The 2,894-nt window shown below is 71.1% G+C and carries 3 protein-coding genes; 1 reads left to right on the top strand and 2 read right to left on the bottom strand.

The window, feature by feature from the left end:
- Positions 1-545 (top strand): TerD family protein (locus HET64_RS37935; protein WP_215111769.1); only part of this gene is annotated, 545 nt, incomplete at its 5' end.
- Between the two features lie 108 nt (positions 546-653).
- On the opposite strand, the gene HET64_RS39515 is transcribed toward HET64_RS37935, so the two are convergent.
- Both HET64_RS39515 and HET64_RS37925 read right to left on the bottom strand, forming a co-directional pair.
- Positions 654-878, bottom strand: a complete 225-nt coding sequence (locus HET64_RS39515; protein WP_032752687.1) for a hypothetical protein — start codon at positions 876-878, stop codon at positions 654-656.
- Between the two features lie 85 nt (positions 879-963).
- Positions 964-2,553 carry a TROVE domain-containing protein gene (locus HET64_RS37925; protein WP_215111768.1) on the bottom strand — a complete coding sequence of 530 codons (1,590 nt, stop codon included), beginning with the start codon at positions 2,551-2,553 and terminating at the stop codon, positions 964-966.
- Positions 2,554-2,894 lie beyond the last annotated feature (341 nt).

The raw sequence follows: 2,894 nt of genomic DNA, 5'->3' as shown, positions 1-2,894 counted from the left end.
GCTCGGAGATTGTGTATAAGAGACAGGTCAAGGGCGGCGCACCGCTGCTCTCGCGGGTCAGGATGGGCCTGGGCTGGGAGCCCGCGTTCCGCGGCAAGGACATCGACCTGGACGCGTCGGTGATCGCCTACGGCCCCAACCGCAACCACCTGGACAGCTGCTACTTCGGCAAGCTGACCATCCTGAACGGGGCGATCAAGCACTCCGGCGACAACCTCACCGGTGAGGGCGCGGGCGACGACGAGGTGATCATGGTGGACCTCGGCCGGATCCCCGCCGAGGCGACCGGCCTGGTCTTCACGGTGAACTCGTTCACCGGCCAGAAGTTCAACGAGGTGGCCAAGGCCTACTGCCGGCTGATCGACGACGCGTCCGGCGAGGAACTGGTCCGCTTCGACCTCACCGGCGCCGAGCCGCAGACCGGCGTGATGATGGCCAAGCTCATCAAGCAGTTCACCGGCGAGTGGGAGATGACGGGGATGGGCGAGTTCGTGAAGTCGCGCACCGTGCGGGGCATGGTGAAGCCCGCCGCCAAGTCCCTGTAGCCGCCGTGGGCCCTCTCCGGAGGGCCGCAACGGAGTCCGGGGCGCCTGAAGTGATTCAGGCGCCCCGGATCCGGAGAAGACGGACGCTGCTCGTGCTCGTCTCGCGTCTCAGAGCTTGGTCAATTTGGAGTACGGGCTCAGGATCCTTCCCTGTCGCCCCGAGAAGTCGATGAGGACCGCGTCGTTGTCGCCCTCGACAGCAAGAATCCTGCCGAGCCCGAACTGGTCGTGCGACACCCTGTCGCCCACATCGAAGCATTCGACCGGTGGGGCCTCCTGGGCCGGGCGGTTGAAGGGACTGGAAGGCAGGTGACGCCGGGCTGACTGTTTCATTAAGTCGAGTATGCGCCCTGCGAAGGCCCTACGCCATGCCCGTCGGCGCCCAAGGCCCCAGACGTGCCGGATTCGTAATCAGCGCTCACCACGGCCAGTCAGCGCTTCCTCCCGCCTCCAGCAGCGGAACCATGCGGAACGCCGCGTCGGAAAGACCCCCGAACGTGTGGCGGTTTCCTTCGCCGGACGGGGCATGGCCGAGCCGGTATCCGGCCAGATTCCAGGTGTAGACGGGCACCGTGTCCGGAACGCTCCGGGTCGCGTCGCCACGGCGCGTGTCCGCGACCTGCTCGTCGGTGACGACGAGTACCCGGTCGTGGTCCCGGTAGTGCCGCCGCACCGCCTCCGCCGTGTTCGTGCCGCCCAGGTTCCCGAAGCGGTCCAGGACCCGGAGCACGGACTCGCCCCCGCGGAAGGCCACCGGCGCGCTGCTCGTGCCGAACTGGACCAGGTCCGCGTCGGCGGAGCGCAGCGCCAGCGCCGCGCCGAAGACGGCCGCGGCGTCGGCCCGGTTCAGCCGGGAGCGCTCGGAGAGCGGCGCGCCCATCGAACCGGAACGGTCGACCAGGACCAGGGTGCGGCCCGGGAGCGCGGGGACCTGGCCCAGCGAGTGCCCGAGGGCCCGTTCCAGCGGGTGGGCCCAGCGGAGCGAGGGCGCGTGCCGGTACGCGGCGAGGTAGCGGAAGGGGAACTGACCCGACGCGGCGACGGCTTCCGGGTCGCTGATCCGGGCCGCGGCGGTCGCCGCGACCTCGTCCCGCACCCCGGCCTCGTCGAAGTTGCGGAGGTTACGGACGAGGGCCATGGTGCCCATCGACGGGATCACCGCCTCCCACGCCGCGGCGTCCATCGGGCCCTGGAGCCAGCCTGCCAGCGCTTCCCAGGTCATGCCGGCCTCGGCCAGCCGCTCCGCGCCGCCGGGTCCGGTGACGACGGTGCGACGCTCGGCGACCGGCAGCTCCATCAGCTCCCGGTGGGCGCTCAGGGTGCGGTCGGCGGCGGGCGGCACGGCGGTTTCCGGCCGGTGCCGGCGGTCCAGCGCGTACCGGAACAGCTCGCCCTGCCAGGGCTTGGCGGGGTCGGGCGCGGCGTGCACCAGATGGAGTACGTCGCCGAAGCGGTAACCCTTGGACGCGGTGTCGTACTTCAGCAGAGCCCGTCCGGTGTAGAGGCGGCGCACGGCGTCGGCGATGCCCCGCTTCACGGGCTGGGGCAGGGCTCGCCCGTAGCGGGACGTCCAGTAGCCGAGCAGTTCGCCCGGCTCGTCGGCCCGCAGCAGAACGGAGTCGATGACCTGCCGGTTCGTGGGTCCCTCGGTGCGGCCCGCCGTCAGCCGCGCCCGCACGTACTCCGCGCCGCCGACCAGCGAGGCGGTCCGCATCCGCCCGTCGCGGCGCAGCCAGTGGAGCAGCCCCGCGGTCCAGGTGGGGTCCTCCACGGCGAGGCGGCGCACGAGCGCGGCGAACCGGTCGTCGCGCTGGTCCCCGCCCTCGTAAGAGGTCTCCTGGGCCACGAAGTCGGCGACGGCGAGCAGGAAGAGCTCGGAGCGGGCGTCGCGCACGTGCCCGGTGCCGCCCTGGTGGTTGGGTGCGAGCGCACCGGTCGTCGCGACGGGCGAGGTGGGCACGGAACCGGCGTGCCGGGACCTGTGGGTACGGAAGTTGAAACGGGCCATGCGAAGAATTCCCCCGAATTCCTGGGGAAGGACGCGGCGGCGGAACGGGGTGCCCGAGATCAGGAGTCGGCGACGGGAACAGTCCGATGCTCTCGCCGATCGAGCTACCGGCCGGAGCCGGGCGGGACTCGAACCCGCAACCCTCGGATCCAGAAGTATCCGTCGCCTGCGCACCGGGCACCCCGGCGCTCGCGCCTCCCGAGATCATCAGTGGCTGCGGCACATTTCGGGAAAGGAAGGAGCCGCCGCCTTCGCACCGGGAGGTGCATGTCCATGACCCTAGGGAACGGCCCGGTCGCACGCGAAGGATTTTCGCCGGCGCCTGCCCCTGCCCCTGCCCC

It is taken from the genome of Streptomyces sp. McG3, assembly GCF_018619185.1.
Lineage (GTDB): Bacteria > Actinomycetota > Actinomycetes > Streptomycetales > Streptomycetaceae > Streptomyces.
The sequence above is the reverse complement of the archived record's forward strand: the minus strand, read 5'-3'. Positions and strand labels throughout refer to the sequence as shown.

Coding starts and splice junctions, on each gene's coding strand:
- HET64_RS39515 (WP_032752687.1), bottom strand. CDS start 878: ATGAAACAGTCAGCCCGGCGTCACCTGCCTTCCAGTCCCTTCAACCGC.
- HET64_RS37925 (WP_215111768.1), bottom strand. CDS start 2,553: ATGGCCCGTTTCAACTTCCGTACCCACAGGTCCCGGCACGCCGGTTCC.